The 17,769-nt window shown below is 69.0% G+C and carries 18 protein-coding genes; 10 read left to right on the top strand and 8 right to left on the bottom strand.

The features are described 5' to 3' along the window. Nucleotides 1-135: 135 nt before the first annotated feature. Entirely contained in the window at nt 136-3,555 is a 3,420-nt protein-coding gene (locus OG558_RS12105; RefSeq protein ID WP_405070304.1) for a phosphodiester glycosidase family protein, read from the bottom strand. Between the two features lie 143 nt (nt 3,556-3,698). Beyond that, complete coding sequence (locus tag OG558_RS12100) at nt 3,699-4,391, bottom strand: response regulator (RefSeq protein ID WP_405070303.1); 693 nt, start codon at nt 4,389-4,391, stop codon at nt 3,699-3,701. Between the two features lie 175 nt (nt 4,392-4,566). On the opposite strand from OG558_RS12100, the gene OG558_RS12095 reads away from it, so the two are divergent. Genes OG558_RS12095 through OG558_RS12085 form a run of 3 tightly spaced genes read left to right on the top strand, consistent with a single transcriptional unit; the run spans nt 4,567 to nt 7,441 of the window. Further along, nucleotides 4,567-5,112: a hypothetical protein gene (locus tag OG558_RS12095; protein WP_405070302.1), complete on the top strand. Its 546-nt coding sequence runs from the start codon at nt 4,567-4,569 to the stop codon at nt 5,110-5,112. Between the two features lie 28 nt (nt 5,113-5,140). Continuing rightward, on the top strand, nt 5,141-6,298 hold the full coding sequence (locus OG558_RS12090; RefSeq protein ID WP_405070301.1) for a sensor histidine kinase: 1,158 nt from the start codon (nt 5,141-5,143) through the stop codon (nt 6,296-6,298). Nucleotides 6,299-6,313: 15 nt separating this feature from the next. After that, nucleotides 6,314-7,441, top strand: coding sequence for a sensor histidine kinase (locus OG558_RS12085; RefSeq protein WP_405070300.1), 1,128 nt, complete (start codon nt 6,314-6,316; stop codon nt 7,439-7,441). A gap of 75 nt (nt 7,442-7,516) precedes the next feature. Here the strand turns inward: OG558_RS12085 and OG558_RS12080 are convergent, their stop codons facing one another. Beyond that, complete coding sequence (locus tag OG558_RS12080; RefSeq protein WP_405070299.1) at nt 7,517-7,840, bottom strand: rhodanese-like domain-containing protein; 324 nt, start codon at nt 7,838-7,840, stop codon at nt 7,517-7,519. Between the two features lie 138 nt (nt 7,841-7,978). On the opposite strand from OG558_RS12080, the gene OG558_RS12075 reads away from it, so the two are divergent. Next, nucleotides 7,979-8,818: a hypothetical protein gene (locus tag OG558_RS12075; protein WP_405070298.1), complete on the top strand. Its 840-nt coding sequence runs from the start codon at nt 7,979-7,981 to the stop codon at nt 8,816-8,818. 14 nt (nt 8,819-8,832) lie between these two features. On the opposite strand, the gene OG558_RS12070 is transcribed toward OG558_RS12075, so the two are convergent. Further along, nucleotides 8,833-9,690 carry an Fpg/Nei family DNA glycosylase gene (locus OG558_RS12070; protein WP_405070297.1) on the bottom strand — a complete coding sequence of 286 codons (858 nt, stop codon included), beginning with the start codon at nt 9,688-9,690 and terminating at the stop codon, nt 8,833-8,835. 114 nt (nt 9,691-9,804) lie between these two features. Here OG558_RS12070 and OG558_RS12065 point away from each other — a divergent pair, with 114 nt between their 5' ends. Continuing rightward, nucleotides 9,805-9,951, top strand: a complete 147-nt coding sequence (locus tag OG558_RS12065; RefSeq protein WP_329483297.1) for a hypothetical protein — start codon at nt 9,805-9,807, stop codon at nt 9,949-9,951. Here OG558_RS12065 and OG558_RS12060 read toward each other — a convergent pair whose 3' ends face one another. The 3 genes from OG558_RS12060 to OG558_RS12050 all read right to left on the bottom strand — a co-directional run bounded on the left by OG558_RS12060 (nt 9,952) and on the right by OG558_RS12050 (nt 12,161). Next, nucleotides 9,952-10,776 (bottom strand): class I SAM-dependent methyltransferase, encoded by an 825-nt coding sequence (locus tag OG558_RS12060; protein WP_405070296.1) that lies wholly within the window; start codon nt 10,774-10,776, stop codon nt 9,952-9,954. A gap of 42 nt (nt 10,777-10,818) precedes the next feature. After that, nucleotides 10,819-11,772, bottom strand: a complete 954-nt coding sequence (locus tag OG558_RS12055; protein WP_405070295.1) for a DUF6528 family protein — start codon at nt 11,770-11,772, stop codon at nt 10,819-10,821. A 119-nt stretch (nt 11,773-11,891) separates the two neighbouring features. Continuing rightward, entirely contained in the window at nt 11,892-12,161 is a 270-nt protein-coding gene (locus tag OG558_RS12050; RefSeq protein ID WP_405070294.1) for a hypothetical protein, read from the bottom strand. An 82-nt stretch (nt 12,162-12,243) separates the two neighbouring features. On the opposite strand from OG558_RS12050, the gene OG558_RS12045 reads away from it, so the two are divergent. From OG558_RS12045 to OG558_RS12025, 5 genes are all read left to right on the top strand, one after another. Next, nucleotides 12,244-13,197, top strand: coding sequence for a GlxA family transcriptional regulator (locus OG558_RS12045; protein ID WP_405070292.1), 954 nt, complete (start codon nt 12,244-12,246; stop codon nt 13,195-13,197). Then, the gene (locus tag OG558_RS12040; RefSeq protein WP_405070291.1) at nt 13,197-13,616 is read left to right on the top strand and encodes a GNAT family N-acetyltransferase; all 420 of its coding nucleotides are present in this window, start codon (nt 13,197-13,199) and stop codon (nt 13,614-13,616) included. The genes OG558_RS12045 and OG558_RS12040 overlap by 1 nt, the downstream gene beginning before the upstream one ends. A gap of 244 nt (nt 13,617-13,860) precedes the next feature. Beyond that, entirely contained in the window at nt 13,861-14,556 is a 696-nt protein-coding gene (locus OG558_RS12035; RefSeq protein ID WP_405070290.1) for a PadR family transcriptional regulator, read from the top strand. Between the two features lie 145 nt (nt 14,557-14,701). Then, a complete protein-coding gene (locus tag OG558_RS12030) occupies nt 14,702-15,691 on the top strand; it encodes an ATP-binding cassette domain-containing protein (protein ID WP_405070289.1) in 990 nt (329 codons plus the stop codon). Further along, nucleotides 15,691-16,509 carry an ABC transporter permease gene (locus OG558_RS12025; RefSeq protein ID WP_405070288.1) on the top strand — a complete coding sequence of 273 codons (819 nt, stop codon included), beginning with the start codon at nt 15,691-15,693 and terminating at the stop codon, nt 16,507-16,509. Before OG558_RS12030 ends, OG558_RS12025 begins: the two co-directional genes overlap by 1 nt. A 111-nt stretch (nt 16,510-16,620) precedes the next feature. Here OG558_RS12025 and OG558_RS12020 read toward each other — a convergent pair whose 3' ends face one another. Continuing rightward, nucleotides 16,621-17,691, bottom strand: coding sequence for an adenosine deaminase (locus OG558_RS12020; RefSeq protein ID WP_329483288.1), 1,071 nt, complete (start codon nt 17,689-17,691; stop codon nt 16,621-16,623). Nucleotides 17,692-17,769: the final 78 nt, after the last annotated feature.

The raw sequence follows: 17,769 nt of genomic DNA, 5'->3' as shown, positions 1-17,769 counted from the left end.
CCGTCGGACGCTACCCGACGGCCGGTCGCCGCGTGCAGATGGACAGGTAGTAGTGCCTCATTCCGCCCGAACCACTCGCCCGCTGAGCGTGAACCGAGGACCTACTACATGACTACGTCCTGTTGACCTGCACACCTACCAGCCCACCTCGATGGTGGTGGACTTGGAGACCCCGTTCACCGTGACGCCGAGTTGGGCGGTGCCGGGGCGGAGGGCGGTCAGCTGACCGGTCGCCGGGTCGTACGACGCGACCGCCCAGAACGGCGCGGTCCCGGCCGGGCCGATGTGGAGGGACGCTGAGCCCCACCAGTCCGACGACACCGGGAACGCGACCGGGACCCGGCGACCGTCCTGGACGACGGTCGCCGAGGCAGCTGCCGTCTGACCGCGCTGGAGGGAGGCCGGAGCGGTGAGCTCGAGCGTGTCCACGTGAGGCCGTAGCTCGACCTGGAACCATGATCGCTCGGGCGCCGACCACTTGCGCTCGCCGGCCGGCGCCGCGGTCGCCTTGGGGTCGATCCCGACCAGGGCCCAGCCGGTGAAGCCGCCGGCGTCCGGAGCAGCGGCCGGGCTCTTGCCGGAGTTGCCAGTCAGCGGCAGCAGGACGCCATCCGTCCGGGTGGCCGCGAAGGTCCCGGCGTGCCCCGCCATGTACGCCGCACCCTTGCCGGTCGAGGCCCGGAAGCCGGCCAGCCACTGGACGATCATGGCGGCTTCCTTGCGGTCGCCGAGCTGCGAGTTCTGCGTCGGCGACGGATCGTCGATCGGGTGATGCGCCATCACCACCACGTTGCGGATCGTCGTGTTCGTCGCCGCGTCGTCCAACTGCTTGCGCAGGTCGAGGATCTGGTCGAACCCGCCCGCCCGGAGCGATCCCAGCGACGAGTCGCGCAGGATGAACCGCGTGCCCTTGTGATCGAAGGTGCTGGTCGGCGACCCGAACACCTTGGTCCACTCGGACAGGTCACCCGGCCCGTACGTCTCGTGATTGCCCGGCACGTAGTGCACCGGCACCTTGCCGGCGACCTCCTCGTCGATGATCTGCTTCGCCAGCGCGATGTCCGGCCCGAACGCGCGGTCGACGAAGTCACCGTTGATCACCAGGAAGTCCGGTTTCTGCGCGAGCGCCTCGCGGATCGTCCGCCGGGCCTGCTTGACGTAGTCCGAGTTCGGGTCGTCGGAGGTGAACTGCGCGTCCGACATCACCGCGAACCGCCACCGGCCGCCGCCGGTCACCGTCCCGTCCGTCACCACCATCGGGTCGATCACCTTCGCGGGCGGCTCCATCGTCACCGGCGGCGCGCTGCGGACGGTCAGGTCGTCGATGATGATCCGGCCCGAGTACTGCCGGGTCGGCACGGTCTCCACCACGTAGATCCGCCAGAACCGCAGCGGCATCGTCAGACCGGGCGGGATGTCGGCCTCGACGTACTTCCAGCCGGTCCAGTCGACCGCGGTCGCGAGGTTCAGCGTCTGCGCGGTGCCGCCGGCGGCGTCGTACGCGTTCGCCCGCAGCCACGCGCCCTTGCCGTCGCCGTACACCCACGCGCCGAGCTTCTGCGGCTGTCCCGGGAGCGTCTGCTGCGGAGTCTGCGAGAGGTACGCCGCTCGCGTCGCCGTACTGCCCGTGAGTGAGTAGTCGAGCGCGATCGCCTGGCCACCGTCATGGCCCTCGGCCGCCGACCGCGACGCCGTCGCCGCACCGACCGGTACGGCGTTCGCCGCCCACTTGCTCAGGTCGTCGACCTCGTCCACCACCGTACTGGCCAGCCCGGCCGTGACACTGAGCTGCGTCGACAGGTTGCCGACCGTGGCGGTGATCACGGTCGACACCGCTTCGTTGCTCAGGGCATTCACGTCAAACCCGTTGCCGCGCGCAACCACATTCACGACCGCGGGGTCGTAGGTCAGCTTGACGTCGCGCGGTTCGATCCAGGTCGAGAAGCCGTCGGCGTCGTACCCGTCGACCTCGAAGAAGCCCTTGGCCGTTGCGTCGGACAACGACACCTGCCGGGTCGACGGCGCCAAGCGGGTCGGCGGACCGAGCACTGTCATCGGGAACCTTCCGTTCGCCGTACCGCGGGCCGCCGTGATCACCGCGTCGCCTGCCTTCCGACCGATCACCACGCCATGCTGGTCGACCCGGACATTGCTCCCACCGAACCAGTACGGCGTACCCGTCGCCGGCGCGTACGTCTCGTCGTGACCGGTGGCGGTGAGGACGCGGCTGAGGCCGGTGAGGACGCGGGAGCTGCGGGAGATGTCGGTGTCCGGCTGCTCGGCCGCGGTGCCCACCGCCTCGACTCGGAAGCCCTTCAGCTTGCCGGAACCCTTCACCGGCAGCAGGCCGAGGCCGTTCGGGATCAGCCGCTCGCCGCCGTCGGACGGGTCGTTCACGACCTGCGGCGCCGCCTTGCCCGGCGTCCGGGCCAGCATCGTCGACGAGCCGCCGCCGTCCAGGTTGAGCGCGTCGTCGGCCCCGAGGCCGATCATCAGCTGACCCATCTCCTTCAGCGACAGGCCGCGAGAACCGGTCGTGCGGCCGTCGACGGTGAGCAGGATCATCCGGCTGCCGTCCGCGTCGAACCCGATCGCGGTCCGCGGCGCGAGGTCGGCGTCCGGCACGTCGCCGGGGACCTTGCCGTCCTTCGCGAGCTGCGTGTTGCCGCTGATGCCGACCGCGACATCCGTCGCGTCGGGGCGCAGGCCGTACTGCACGTCGACCTTGTCGCCCACCTCGAACGCGGTCAGCGCGTCGGCGCCGGCCTCGCGGCCGATCAGCGCCTGCTCGTTCGCGGCCAGCGGGGCGGTGCCCGGAGTGGTGGCCGACGAGACGACCACACCGTCGCGAAGGATCACCTCGCGGACGGTCGGCAGGCCGTCCACGGTCCTGGTCCGGGCCGCGTCGCCCCACTCCGGGGTGTAGAGGCCGATGCCGCCGGTATTGACGGCCGGCGAATTGAGGTTGGTCAGCTGGAGCTTCGTCGCGTCGTCGTCGGTCGCCGTACCTTGCAGGAAGAGCTGGGCGATCGTGCCGAGTCCGTCCTTACCGATCACCGCGGTGTCGTTGTGGCCGGCGGCCGGGGCGTTGATCAGCCGGCCGGACCGCTCGACCCCGACGCCGAGCGGCGCGGTGGTGTCGTTGATGTCGAAGAAGTCGCCGTTGACCCCGGCGATCGCGCCCTTCCGAGCCAACTGCTGGCTCAGCGGCGTACCGCCGGAGACCTTGCCGGTATTGACGTAGTCGACGGTGACGCCGTGCTTGTCCAGGTCGGTGGCGAGAATGTCGCCACGCAACCAACCGCGGGCGTCGAGGCGCTCGAAGGCGGTGTAGTTGACGCCGGGCGCGACCGGGCTGTTCTGCCGGCTGGTCACCAGCCCTTCGCCGGCCGGGGCGATCGCGAGGTCGGAGATGTCCGAGCTCGACGACGAAGGCCGCTGCGCCTCGACCGGCTGCGGGCCGGGGACAGGCTGCGCGAACGCCGGGTTCAGCGCGGCGCCGGCGAGCAGACCGCCGATGCCGAGCGTGGTGGCGAGTGGACGGAAGAGCGACACGACAGCCTCCCCAGCGTGGACGGACGCGGCCATCCGACGCTGTGCGCTCTACCGCCGCATGAGACACAGGTGTACGCCGGTCAACCGACCGGTGACAAAGTAACGCCTCCAGAGCCTGATCGGAAGGTTTTCTCCTCCACTGATCAGTGCCGAGCGACGAACCCGGTCTCGTAGGCGACCACCACCGCCTGGACGCGATCGCGGACGCCAAGCTTGGTCAGGACCCGGGCGACGTGGGTCTTCACGGTCGTCTCGGCCACCACCAGCTCGGCCGCGATCTCCGCGTTCGACAGCCCACGGGCGATGAGCCGCAGTACGTCGCGCTCGCGGTCGGTCAGCGCGGCCAGCTCCGGGGGCAGCTCTTGCGGCTGGACCGGCTCGACGAAGCGCTCGACCAGCCGCTGGGTGATCGCCGGCTCGATCAGCGAGTCGCCGGTGGCCGCGGCGCGAACAGCCGCGACCAACCGGGTCGACGGGGAGTCCTTGAGCAGGAAGCCGGCCGCGCCGGCCCGCAACGCCCGGTAGATGTACTCGTTCTGGTCGAACGTGGTGAGCACGATGATCGTCGGCGCGTTCGGGTGCCGCCGGATCTCCTCGGTGGCCGACAGTCCGTCGAGTCCGGGCATCCGGATGTCCATCAGGATCACGTCGGGCTCGACCAACTGAGCCTGCCGGATCGCCTCGGTTCCGGAGTCGGCTTCGGCCACCACCGCGATGTCTCCCTCAGCCTCCAGGATCACCCGGAAGCCTGTGCGGACCAGGGTCTGGTCGTCGGCGACGAGCACGCGGATCTTCGACCGGGGCGGTGGGGCGGGGAAGGAATCCAACTCGGTCACACCGAGAGTGTGCCCGCTCCGGTCCGCCGGGTCATCCATCCGGCGTCGGTGTCATCCCTGCGGAGGACAGCAGCGCCTGACAATCGTCCTCGCGCCAGAGGTGGACGACGGATGCCGCGACCTACCGTCGCGGCATCAGGGTCAATCAGGGTGGCCCGGAACGAAGGGAAGACCAATGAACGGAATCTTCAGGGGAATCCGGCCGCTCGACTACGTCCTGGCCGGCCTCATGACCGCCGCCGGTGTGTTCATCATGCTCGAGAACGTCACGGCGTCGAGCTCGGACGGCCTGCCGCACCCCTTGTCGTCGACCTCGTGGGTGATGGTGCCGGCCTTCCTGCTCGTCACGCTGCCGATCCTGTGGCGTCGGCGCAATATCCTCGCGGTCGTCGCAGTGACCGCGGTCGCCACTCTCGCCCACGTGCTCGCGTTCGGCTGGATCACTCGCTGCGGCGTCGAGCTCCCGCTGGCGTTCGCCCTGGCGTACGCCGTCGCCCGGTTCGCCGGCTCCTGGCGGAACCAGGTGCTCGGCCTCGTCGGCATCGTCGTCACGCAGCTCGTCATGCTCGCCAGGGACGCGTCGATCGACACCATCGCGGGCGGTCTGGCGGTGGCGCTTCCGCTCACCGCGCTCTTCTACGGCATCGGCCTCTTCGTGCAGAATCGGGTCACCAGGCAGTCTGCGGGCGTCGCGCCGGTCACCGAGCGTTCAGCCGCCTGACCGGGTCTGCTGCGAGTAGGAGTTGGCGATGGATGAGGTCTTCCGCGGCATCAAGGTCCGGGACTGGGCCCTGGCGGGAGGCCTCACCGCGCTCGGCGTCCTCCTGATGTGGGAGGACGTCCGGATGACCGGCGACCAGGTCCGTGCAGCCATCGCGGAGGGGTCGATGGTTCACCTGACGAGTTCTCGGTCGCCCTGGATGATCGTGGTGTTCCTTGGCGCCACGATTCCGGTGCTCTGGTGGCGGCGCAACATCATCGCCGTCACCACCGCCGCCGTCGTGGTGATGGCGCTGCACGACGTCGTCTTCGGCTGGGTGACCCGCTGCGGCGCCGGTCTGCCGCTGGCCTTCGTACTGGCGTTCCTCGGGGCACTCGGGTCTGAGCGCACGACGGCGTGGATCGTCGGCGCACTCGGTGCCTTGCTGACCGTGCTCGTGCTGGTCGTGGACGCCACCACCGGTCCGAGCGCCATACTGCTGGCTCTACCGGTTCTCCTGGTTGTCTTCGGCGTCGGCCTGGCCGCCCGCCACCGAACCGCTTTGAACCGGGAGCTCGAGATTCGTGAAGCGGAGCTGCGTCAGTTGCGCGACGAGCGTGCCGCGCTCGACGTCGCGGACGACCGGGCGCGGCTGTCCCAGCAGCTCGATGGGTTGCTGCAAGAGCGGCTCGGTCAGCTGACGACGGCTGCTGAGTCCGCCGACCGCCTGCCGCCCGCCGAGGCGAAGGTCGTGCTCGAGTCCATCGAGTCGCGCAGCCGGCAGACCCTGGACGACATGCGTGAGATCGTCGGTCTGCTGCGCGGCGATGACGTTGCGCTGGCGCCCGTACCGACCGTCGCTCATCTCGACACGCTGCTCGCCCGGCTCCGCACCACACACTCGCGGCTGACCGTGACGGGAGACCCCCGAGTGCTGCCGGCAACGGTCGAGCTGTCGGCGTACCGGATCGTCGAGCACCTGATCACCGCGCTCGCCGACCATGCCGACGCCCCGATCGAGGTCGGGGTGAGATTCGAGACCGACGCCCTCGAGATCCGCGTGAACGGGCTGGTGGACAAGAGCGCGGACCTGAAGGCGGCCGTCGCCCGGGCCAGGGAGCGGGCCAAGCTGCTCGGTGGCTCGGTCGACGTGAAGGTCGCCCGTGGCCGGGCGGGCGCCGTGGCCCAGTTGCCCGTCCTCGGCTGATCCGAAGGGGCGGGCGTGCACAGACTCGAGCGAGTGGGGATCGTCGTCCTCGACGCCATTGTGGTCGCGCTGCCGACGGCGTTGCACGGCTGGCCGACCACGGTCGTGGGGAACGTGTTCACCGCCGTGCTGCTGGCGAGCGGACTCACGCTGCTGTGGTGGCGTGACCACCCTCGTCTGGTCGCCATCTCAGGTGGCGCGATGTGGCTGTTCCTCGCGCTGCTCGGCGACTACGGCTGGTTCCCCGACACCGCCTTCGCGATCATGGTGCTGCTTGCGACGGTGACAGCACTGGCCTGGTCCGGCCGGGCCGCCTCGGTGGTCGGGGGCGCGTTGGCGGCGTACCTGTTCGTCCTCTGGCTTGTCCTCGGCAGCACCAGTTGGGTCGCGTTGGGGATGTTCAGTGTTCCCGGCTTCTTCGCCGGCACGATCCTGCGGCTTCGTCAGGAGGCCGCGGACGAGCTTGCCCAGCGCGGCCGGGAGTTGGAGGAGGAGCGCGAACTCTTCGCCGAGCTGGCCGTCCGCCATGAGCGGGCGCGCATCGCCTCGGAGCTGCACGACATCGTCGGCCACGCGCTCAGCGTCATGGTCATCCAGGCCGCGGCCGGGCAGCGACTGCTCGAACAGGATCCGGTCCGGGCCAAGCAGGCCTTCTCCGCCATCGCGGAGTCGGCGCGGCGGGGCCATGACGACCTGCAGCGGCTCGTCGAGCTGCTCGGCGGAACCGAGGTCGCCGAGCCGGATCTGTCCCTGATCGAGGAGGTCGTGACCCGGGCCGCTCGGGGTGGGCTGGACGTGTCCTGCCGGTTCGAGGGCGAACGCGACGGCTTGGCCGCTCCGACCGCCCATGTCGCCTTCCGTGTCGTCCAGGAGAGCTTGACGAACGCGCTCCGCTACGCACCGGGCGCCGCCGTACGCGTGCTGGTCAACGGGTCAGGTCGCGAGATGACCGTGAGCATCGAGAACGACCACTCGATCCAGGAGCGGCCCGGTCTGGCCGGTACGGGTCGCGGGCTGGTCGGGCTGCGGGAGCGGGTGCAGGAGCTGGGCGGCCGGCTGGTCACCGGACCGATCCCCGGGGGCGGGTGGCTGGTCGAGGCCACCCTGCCGGACGGTCGCCGCGTTGGCGATCGCGGGAGTTGACCGGGCAGAGCTCAGGTTCTGGATCGCCCTGGATGACTGGGCGGCCGCCGAACCCGATGCCGTTGCCGGGAGTCGTCAGTTGGTGCTGACCGGGCGGCCGGAGGTCTGCCATGCGTGCATGCCACCGTCGAGGTTGATCGCCTCGCGGCCGAGCTGGTTCAGGAACTGGGTCGCCATCCCGGACCGGCCACCGACCGCGCAGACGCAGAGCACCTTCTGGTCCAGGGGCACCTCGCCGACCCGCTCCTGCAGTTCGCCGAGCGGGATGTGGTTGGCACCCTCGATGTGCCCGCGGTCCCACTCGTCCGGCTCACGCACATCGAGCACGAACGCCTCCGCCAGCAACACGTCGTCGAGATCGGCCACGACGACCGAGGGAATCTCCTGGTTCTGGAACATGCGACCAAGCATGTCAGATCAGCACCTCCCTCCGTAGGTTCCGCCGAGGAGGGTTGGGAATGCGATTGCCCGCTGTGTGGGATATCGCATTGACACCGGCCGCCGGATTGCGGACCGTGGCTCGAAGGAGGCGCGGCCGTGGCACTGATACAGGGGATCCCGGGGGAGTTCGAGCCGCAGCCCTGGGGCGAGGCAATTCTGCGGAGTCGCGAACTGCTGCTGCTCCGGATCGCGCGCCGGCCACCCGACCACGAGGTCCGCCTGCCCGGTCTGGCCACCACCCCGCTGCACGTCGTCGAGGACCGCACCGGCAAGGCCTTGACCTGGCGGCACGACGGCGACGACCTGATCGTCCGGCTGCCCGGCTCAGGCGAACCGCCGCTCGTCCGGGTCGCCCTGCAGGGCAAGCTCCGCATCGTCCCGCCGGACACCGTCACCGCGAACGCCGACGGCGTCTGGGACGTCACCCCGACGGGCACCACGGCCCACCTGGTCGCCCGCCGCTCCGCGGACGTCGCCGTACGCTTCCTCGGCCCGATGGACCCGGACGCCCAGCAGCACATCCGGCTGGCCGGCCGGAGGTACGTCGTCTCGGGTCATCAACTGCTGCGGTCGACGATCGGCCCGTTCCCGATGCCGGCTCGACGCGTGCTCCCGCTCCTCGTCCCCACCGGCGTACGACGGATGCTCGTCGCGCCGGTCGGCACCGTGCTGGCCTCGATCCACCCGGGGACCTCCGGAGAGCTCACCGTCCTGGTGACGAACTTCGGCCGTGGGCGAGCGCGTGGCGAGGTCGTGCTGCCGCTGCCGCCCGGGTGGTCCGCCACCGACCGTGGGTGGACGTTCGACGATCTCGCCGCGGGCCGGTCGATCGGCTGGGCGACCCGCCTCGCCGGGCCGGCAGGTGCCCACGAACTGCAGCTCCGCCTCGAGGCCGGCCGCCGCTCGGCGTCGTCACCCTACGTCATCCACCTGTGACTGACTGGATTCGCCTACTTGAGGAGCTTGGACAGGCGGCGGTCCGCGAGGGGTTTGCCGCCGGTCTGGCAGGTGGCGCAGTACTGCAGCGAGGAGTCGGCGAAGCTCACCTCGCGGACGATGTCACCGCAGACCGGGCACTTCTCGCCCTTGCGTCCGTGCACCCGCAGACCGGACTTCTTCTCCGACTTCAGATCCTGTACGGCGAGGCCGGCGGAGCGATCCACCGCGTCCTGAAGGGTCTCGCGCATGGCGTCGTACAGAGTCTTCAGCTCGTCCTCGGAGAGGTTGGAGGCCGGCTTGAACGGGCTCATCTTCGCGACGTGCAGGATCTCGTCGGAGTATGCGTTGCCGATGCCGGCGATGACCGACTGGTTCCGCAGGACGCCCTTCAGCTGGACCCGGCCCTCCCGCTTGAGGATGGCGCCGAAGTCCTCCAGCGACAGCGTGAACGGATCCGGCCCGAGCCGCGCGATCCCCGGCACCTCGGCCGGGTCGCGGACGACGTACACCGCGAGCTTCTTCTGCGTGCCCGCCTCGGTCAGGTCGAACCCGGAGCCGTCGTCGAGCACCGTCCGCAACGCGATCGGCCCCTTGCCGGGCCGGACCAGCGTCGTCGACTGCTCCTCTTTCCACCGCAGCCACCCAGCCCGCGCCAGGTGGATCACCAGGTGCACGCCCTGCGCGGAGATGTCCAGGAACTTCCCGTGCCGCTGCACATCGTCGATCAGCAACCCGACCAGCGCCGAGATCGGCGGGTCGTAGGTCTTCAGCGCGCTGATCGCCGTGATGTCGGCGCGCACGAACGCCTGCCCGACGGCTCGCTCCCGCAGGAACCCCGCCAGCGACTCCACCTCCGGCAACTCAGGCACGAACCCAGTGTGCCAAAAGCCAGGGACACTTTCCCGGGTTTCTCCGGCGGATCACCTATGGAAGGGGTTGGGCGGGGCGGCTACCGTCGGGGGCAACAGAGTAGGGAGGCCCTCATGGGGTTTGTGAAGACGTTGGTGAAGGGTGCCGTCGTCGCGACGTTGGCTCAGGTCGTGCAGCGCGAGTTGAGCAAGCCGGAGAACCAGCAGAAGATCAAGGAAGCCTTCCAGAAGGTTCAGCAGCGCCGGAGCGGGGCGCAGTAGTCACTGGGCGCGGTGGGCCTGGAGGGTGTAAGTGGCGGGGAGCCGGAGCGGGTTCTCCGTCAGCCGCCACTCGCCTGCGGCGTCCTCGGTCATCAGACCGGGCAGGGCGTTCCAGGGCGCACTGTCGTGCTCGCTGAGTGAGTCGAAGGTCAGCCCGGCGCCCTGGACCGCGGTGATGATCTCGGCCAGGCCGTGGTTCCACTCGTGCGTCAGGTTCGCGGTGAACACTGCGTCGGTTTCGACGTACGTCCCACCCTCGTCCCAGACGATCGGCTCGGGCGTCTCGAAGTACGGGTGCCTCAGCACGGGCTCCTCGAGGCCTTCACCGGCGAGCGCCCACAGCATCGGGTGGCCCTCGCGGACGAAGAGCCGCCCACCGGGCTTGAGCAGTCCGGCGACTGTGTCCGCCCAGCGCTGGATGTCGGGGAGCCAGCACAGCGCGCCGATCCCGGTGTAGACCAGGTCGTACGACGACGCGCCGAGCACCTCGACCGCGTCGTACACATCAGCCACGTGGAAGTCCGCGGTCAGCCCGAGCCGATCGGCCAGCGACTGCGCCTGCTCGACCGCGGGCGCCGAGAAGTCGAGTCCGCTCATCCGCGCCCCGAGGCGCGCGAGGGACACCGTGTCAGTGCCGATGTGGCACTGCAGGTGCACCCCGCGCAGCCCGGCGATGTCGCCCAGCCGGGGGACGTCGAACCGGACCACCCCGCTGAGGTACGACGGATCCTGCTCGAACGACGCCACCCGGTAGTCCGGCGACGCCACATGCGCCGGGACCCGCTCGTCCCAGCTGGCCCGATTCACGTCCCGGTAGTCGGTCACGGTTCGAACTGTCGCACACCGCGACCGCGGCTCAGAACAGATTTACTGGAACGCCGTGGTCCAGATCCGCGCCTTGTAGAACTGTGCCCCCGACCGGGTCCGGTCCGGCGAGGCGGAGAAGCGGACCGTCTTGTTCGCCCAGTCCCTCGGCTGCGTGCCGTCACCGCGGATCGACACGACCTCGCCCGAGGAATGCTTCACGTACGACTTCACCCCCGACTCCGACGAGATCTTCCGGGTCCGGAACGACCCGCCGTCGGTCAGCAGCTCGTACACACCCTTGGTCGACGTGATCAGCATCTTCTGGTGGTTGGTGTAGTCCGGCTGCAGGTCGTGGCCGAGGTTTCCACTGCCCAGGCTGAAGTGGGCGGCGTACTTGAGCCGGGTGTTCCGCTTGCTGCCCATCACGGCGTAGTGGCTGAACCGGTTCTTCCCGACCACCCAGAGCAGTTCGTACGTCGGGTCCCACAGCACGCCGTGCGCACCTGGGTAATCCACGGTCTGTACCTTGGCCAGACTGCCGAGGCTGCCGACACTGCTCGGCGCGTACAGCGTCAGCTTGCCGTCGGAGCTTGCCACGATCACCGAGCCGTTCCCCGGCACTCGCTCGATCGCATGCGGATTGCCGCCCGGCGTCGCACTCCAGGCCAGGTCGTTCAGCTCGGTGTTCTTCTCGCTGTCGATGTCCACGATCCCGGCCTTGCCGCCGGACGCGGCCATCAGAGCGATCCAGCCCTGCGCCGCGGTCTCGCGGATCTTCACGTCGGACAGGTTCGACCAGGCTCCGCCGCCAGGGCTGAAGCTCCAGTGCACATTGGCGTCCGAGAACGCCTTGTTCTTGGGGAAGACGAGGACCTTGTTCTTGGTCTGCTCGGTGGTCGCGACGTAGTAGTTCGCTGCCACCGCCGCCTGTGCGTCCTGCTGCCCCAGTAGCGTGATCGCCGGCGCGCCTACGGCCGCCGCGGCCAGCCCCTGCAGGAACGTCCTCCGGTGCATTCAGATCCTCCTCAGGTTGGTAAGCCCTTTCAGTCGGTACTGACGCCGCCGACGGTGCCGGGGTTCCCTCCCACAAGGAGACCGCCCGGGACAGGAGCCCCGGGCGGTCTTGGTATGACTCAGGCCGCGTGGCGGCCGTGGTGGGTGGTGAGGCGAGCGCGACGGATCGCGTGCACGGTCCCCGCGGTCGAGGCGGGCTTGTGGTTGAAGGGCTCGGCCACGCCACCGAGGGCGAGCAGGTCGAGCTTGGTCCGGGCCTTGTCGCGGTCGTCAGCGATCCAGGTGCCCTCCGGACCGGCGGTCAGACCGGTGGAGTGGCGCTTGTTGCTGATCTCCAGAGCCGCGATCACGGCCAGCACGAGTACTGCGAGAACGATGTATCCGGTCATGGCAGTAATCATGCTACCAACTAGATCCAGCCACCATTGGCACTATTGACATACTTCCACAAATTACTGCCATACTGGCTGCATGCTCCGAAAGATCGCGGTCGTCCTGATGGAGGACGTCGCCATGTTCGAGTTCGGCGTGGTGTCCGAGGTGTTCGGGATCGACCGGACCGACGACGGTGTGCCCGAGTTCGACTTCAAAGTGTGTTCGACCAAGCCCGGTGAGCCACTGCGGAGCAGCAGTCACTCCTCGGTGATCGCGCCGTACGGGCTGGAGGAACTCGAGGACGCCGACCTGGTCGCGCTGCCGGCGACGACCTGGCGCGAGGAGTACGACGAGCGCATCCTCGACGCACTCCGCCAGGCCGAGGCCCGCGGGGCGATCCTGCTGACGGTCTGCTCGGGCGCGTTCGTGCTCGGCAAGGCGGGTCTGCTGGACGGTCGGCCGTGTACGACGCACTGGCGCTACGAGAAGCTGTTCCAGGAGCAGTTCCCGCTGGCCAAGCTGGACGCGGACGTGCTGTTCGTCGACGACGGCAACATCATCACGAGCGCCGGCACCGCGGCCGGCATCGACGCCTGCCTGCACCTGGTCCGCCGCGAGCTCGGCAGCGCGGTCGCGACCCGGATCGCCCGCCGGATGGTCGTCCCGCCGCAGCGCGACGGCGGCCAGCGGCAGTACGTCGAGGTCCCGGTGCCGGAGTCGTCCGGGGAGAGCCTGCAGCCGGTCCTCGACTGGATGGTCGACAACCTGACCATCGAGCACACCGTGCCCGCACTGGCCCGGCGGGCGCAGATGTCGGAGCGGACCTTCGCCCGGCGGTTCGTCGCCGAGACCGGGACGACCCCAGTGAAGTGGGTCACCACGCAGCGCGTCCTGCGGGCCCGGACGCTCCTCGAGCAGACCCGGATGGGTGTCGAGCAGATCGCGACCGAGTCGGGATTCGGGACGGCGGCTCTGCTGCGGCATCACTTCCGTAGGGTGGTGGGCGTGCCACCACAGGACTATCGCCGTACGTTCCAGACCGCCAGCTGATGGTCGCCTACCGCAACGCCGTCGCGGCCGATGCCGACGACGTGATGAAATTCTGGGCCACCGCCGCTGAGGACTCACAGCGCCCACCGGACTCGGCCGACGCCGTACTGCGGCTGATCTCGCGTAATCCGGAGGCGCTGATCCTTGCCGTCGACAACGATATGGTCGTCGGCTCGATCATCGTCGGCTGGGACGGCTGGCGCTGTCATCTCTACCGACTCGCCGTCGCTCCGACCCATCGCCGCCAGGGCATCGGCCGCGAACTGGTCGCGCGGGCCGAGGCCCGGTTCACGGCGTACGGCGGGACCCGCGCCGACGCGATGGTCCTCGACGACAACAGCCAGGCCCACCGCGTCTGGTCAACCGCCGGGTACGCACCCCAGCCCGAATGGTCTCGCTGGGTCAAGCCGCTCCCCTGATCCACTGGTGCAGCTCGACAGGACGTATACGTCCACTGCCAAGCGACCGGACGTCTGCACACGCTTGGCAGTTGGCACGCTCGCCGGACAGTAGGCGTATACGTCCTGTCGGGACTGGCCGGCGCTGACCAAACCTCCTCCGCGCTCGATGGTGTCCGATCCCGTCGACCGGCTCCAGCTACTTGACATCGGATACCCGCGGTCTAATACTCGATTTCGAGTACTTGAGATCGAGGAGGGTGTCGTGGCGAAGCGAAAGGTGGGGAATCCCCTGGCGTTCGCCGTGCTCGGGAGTCTGGGCGAGCGGCCGATGCACCCGTACGAGATCTCCACGATGCTCCGGGCCCGCGGCAAGGACCAGAGCATCAAGGTGAACTACGGCTCGCTCTACTCCGTCGTCGGGGCCCTGGAGAAGCACGGCTTCATCGAGGCGCTGGAGACGGTCCGGGAGGGCAACCGCCCGGAGCGCACGGTGTACCAGATCACCACCGCCGGCCAGGCCGAGTTCTCCGACTGGCTGGCGGAGCTGATCGGGACGCCGACCCGCGAGTTCCACCCGCTCGAGGCCGGCCTGGCCTACCTGCCCGGCCTGCCGCCCGACCGCGTGCTCGAACTCCTCGACCAACGCCTGACGACGATCGACGGCGAGATCCAGGAGCTGACCGAGCTGCACGATCAGATGGACTCGATGGAGTTCCCGCGCATCTTCTGGATCGAGTCCGAGTTCCGGTTGAAGCTGCTCGAGGCCGAGTCGGCGTACGTCCACCAGCTGGCCGCGGAGATCCGCTCGGACGCACTCGGCGGCTCCGCGTTCTGGCGGCTGGCCTGGAAACACTTCGAGGAGGACGGCATCACCCCGACCGAGCAACTGAAGGATCCGGTCAAGTATTTCGGCACGGACTTCGCCTGGATGAAGGCGATCCCGCCGGAAGCTCAGTAAATAAACGGCCCTCGACCACGGTGCGGCAACACCAGGGTCAAGGGCCGCGGTTCCTCGAGTCGGTCCGAAGACCTGGCACCCAAGGCGCAATCACAGGATAGGCCAGACCGGACCGGCTCCCAGCACCCACAAAGGGAGTCACCTGATGGCTACGCATGCCCTCGAAGCGGTCGACCTGGTCAAGACGTACCCGGCCGGCCGGAAGAACCCACCGCTCCGCGCGCTCGACGGTCTCACGTTCAGCGTCCCCGACGGCGTCGTCCTCGGCCTGCTCGGCCCGAACGGCGCCGGCAAGTCCACCACCGTCAAGATCCTCACCACGCTCTCCCGGGCCGACTCCGGCCGGGCGCATGTCGCGGGGTACGACGTGGCCGGCCGGCCGGACCAGGTACGACGCTCGATCGGCTATGTATCGCAGAAGTCCAGCTCCGACCCGATGGCGACGGGCGTCGAGAACCTCGTCCTCAGCGGCCGGATCTACGGCCTGTCGCGGCCGGCCGCGGTGCGGCGGGCGACCGAGTTGCTGGAGCGGTTCGACCTGACCGAGGCCGGCGATCGCCAGGTCAAGACCTACTCCGGTGGCATGCAGCGCAAGCTCGACGTGGCGCTCGGCCTCGTCCACCGGCCGCGGGTGCTGTTCCTCGACGAGCCGACCACCGGCCTCGACCCGGAGGCGCGCGCCGACCTGTGGAACGAGGTCGGCCGGCTGTCCGGCGACGAAGGCCTGACCGTGCTGCTCACCACGCACTACCTGGAGGAGGCGGACCGGCTGGCCGGCCAACTCGCCATCGTCGACCACGGCAAGATCGTTGCCGAGGGCACCCCGGAGGCTTTGAAGGCCGAGCTCCGCGGCGACTCGGTGCACGTCGAACTGGTCGATCCGGACCTCGACGGGAGTATCCGCACGCTGCTCGGACAGCTGTCCGGCATCGGCGCGATCGTTGTCGAGGGCAACGTGCTGCGGCTTCGGGTCGACCACGGTGCGACCGCGGTTCCCGCTGTACTGGGAGCCCTTGAAGACAAGGCGGTTCCGGTCACCGCGGTGACCGTCTCACGGCCGTCGCTGGATGATGTGTACCTGCGCTACACCGGCCGCTCGTTCCGGGAAGCCTCGCTGGAGAGGGAGGCCGCGTGATGGCCACTTTGACGGCAACGCTTCCGGTTGTGGCCCAGCGCCGTACCGGATTCCTTGCGCACACTCGTTTCATCACGGGCCGTTGGCTGCGGGCGTCGTACCGGCAGCCGGCTCTGATCGCGTTCACGCTGATCCAGCCGGCGATCTGGCTGCTGCTGTTCGGCCAGCTCTTCGAGGGTGTGGTGAACATCCCGGGCTTCAGCGACTCGTCGTACATCGCCTTCCTCACGCCCGGCATCGTGATGATGACCGCGCTGATGACGAGCGGCTGGAACGGTACGACGTTCATCGCCGACATGGAGCGCGGGGTGATGGACCGGTTGCTCGCGTCGCCGGTCAGCCGGGGTGCCCTGATGGCCGGGCAGTTGATCAGCAACGCGACCACGACGCTGATCCAGACCATCCTGGTGTTCGCGATCGGCATCGCCGCCGGCGCGCGGTACCACGGCGGTGCGGCCGGCTACCTGGTGACGATCGGGGTGTCGATGCTGGTCGGGATCGCGTTCGGCTCGCTGTCCAACGCGGTCGCGCTGCTGACCCGGCAGCAGGAGGCGCTGATCGGGATCTCGCAGTTCGTCTCGCTGCCGCTCACCTTCATGTCGTCGATCATGATCGACCCGGCGGTAGCCCCGCACTGGGTCAACGTGGCGGCTCGCTTCAACCCGGTCGACTGGGCCGCCATCGCCGCCCGCCAAGCCCTGGCCGCCGACCCGGACTGGTCGTCGGTAGTCCGGCACAGCGCCTACCTGCTCGCGTTCACGCTGGTCGTCGGCTGGGCCTCGACCCGCGCCTTCCGCACCTACCAACGCTCGGTGTGAGGTTGGCCCCGGACCTGCACCACTCAACAATCGTCGTCTCGGCCTGATCCGAGCTGCCGGCTGAGCGTAAGCCGCCGAGGGTGCGTGCAATTGATGAGTGGCGCAGGTCCGCTACCCGAGGGCTTCGGCGTACCAGGGCTTGATGACGTTGTCGATCAGGGCGAGGCGTTGGTCGAAGGGGATGAAGGCGGACTTCATGGCGTTGATGGCGAACCAGCGGAAGTCGTGGAGGCTGTAATCGAAGGCTTCCGCGAGCAACGCCAGCTCCCGGCTCATCGACGTACCACTCATCAACCGGTTGTCCGTGTTCACCGTGACCCGGAAGCGCAGCTTGGCGAGCACGCCGATCGGGTGGTCGGCGATCGACTCTGCGGCGCCGGTCTGCAGGTTGGAACTCGGGCACATCTCCAGCGGGATCCGCCGGTCCCGGACGTACGCCGCCAGCAGCCCGAGCTCGGCCTTCTCCCCGGCCTCGTCGTACGTGATGTCGTCGATGATCCGTACGCCGTGACCCAGCCGGTCGGCGCCACACCATTGGATCGCTTGCCAGATCGACGGGAGACCGAACGCCTCGCCGGCGTGGATGGTGAAGTGCGCGTTCTCGCGCTGGAGGTACTCGAACGCGTCCAGGTGCCGGGTGGGCGGGTACCCGGCCTCCGCACCGGCGATGTCGAACCCGACCACTCCCGCGTCGCGGTACGCGACCGCCAGCTCGGCGATCTCCATCGACCGGGCCTTGTGCCGCATCGCCGTCAGCAACTGCCGAGCCACGATCGGCCGCTCCGCGGTCGCCATCCCGTGCTCGAACCCTTCCCGGACCGCGTCCACCACCTGCTCGAGCGTCAACCCTGCAGTCAGATGCTGCTCCGGCGCGTACCGCACCTCGGCGTACACCACTCCATCCGCGGCCAGATCCTGCACACACTCACTGGCGACCCGCTTGATCGCCTCGGCGTTCTGCATCACCGCCACCGTGTGATCGAACGTCTCCAGATACCGCTCCAACGACCCCGAATCCGCCGACTCGACGAACCATTCGGCCAGTTCCCCCGCGTCCCCCCGCGGCAACCGATGCCCGATCTCCCGCGCCAACTCCACAACCGTCCCCGCCCGCACCCCACCATCCAAATGGTCATGCAACAAAGCCTTGGGCGCTGCCTTCAACTGCTCCGGGGTGATCATCCCGCCATCTTCGCAGTCCCCCACCAACCTCAAGCACATCCGAGCCTTCCCACCGCCATTCGAATTCGTGCAACGCGG

It is taken from the genome of Kribbella sp. NBC_01510, assembly GCF_045040325.1.
Classification (GTDB): domain Bacteria; phylum Actinomycetota; class Actinomycetes; order Propionibacteriales; family Kribbellaceae; genus Kribbella.
The sequence above is the reverse complement of the archived record's forward strand: the minus strand, read 5'-3'. Positions and strand labels throughout refer to the sequence as shown.